1 protein-coding gene is annotated in these 489 nt (G+C 64.6%); it reads right to left on the bottom strand.

Features of this window, described 5'->3' with window-relative positions:
• Positions 1 to 43: 43 nt before the first annotated feature.
• On the bottom strand, positions 44 to 489 hold a 446-nt coding region (locus L979_RS04775; RefSeq protein WP_231559399.1), incomplete at its 5' end, for a hypothetical protein.

The raw sequence follows: 489 nt of genomic DNA, 5'->3' as shown, positions 1-489 counted from the left end.
GTCGGAATCAAATAGCGCGAGTCTCCATCAGACCCAGGGCGCTTCAGGTGGCCGACGAGGTCCCAGCAGCCTGAGTTCCCCCGGCAGGGGCCGTAATCCCTACAGGATCGCTGGGCACACCAGTCTCGGGAGATGGTTTGGCGGGCGCCACTCGTGCCGGGCGTATGGGTTCCTCATCCTTGTCGTTGAGGATGCCGTCCCCGTCGATGTCCGGGTCTTCCTCATTGAGCAGGCCGTCCCCATCCATGTCCGGATCAACCTCATTGATGAACTTATCGCCGTCGAGGTTGTCGTCAGCCTTGTTGTCGATGCCGTCCCCGTCGAGGTCGGTGTCATTGATGTCGAGGGTGCCGTCGCGATCGGTGTCCCGTTTGGTGTCCGGAACCCGGGGCGCCACTCCGGGCAGGAGCTCCTTCTCGCTCCCAGTGTCCGCAGACGGTGACGGTGCCGGTTGGGGTGGTGCCGTTGTGGGGCCGGGCGGGGCAGGAG

The organism is Kocuria sp. ZOR0020 (assembly GCF_000800955.1).
In the GTDB taxonomy this organism is placed as follows: domain Bacteria; phylum Actinomycetota; class Actinomycetes; order Actinomycetales; family Micrococcaceae; genus Kocuria; species Kocuria subflava.
This window is presented reverse-complemented; position numbering and strand designations above follow the sequence as displayed.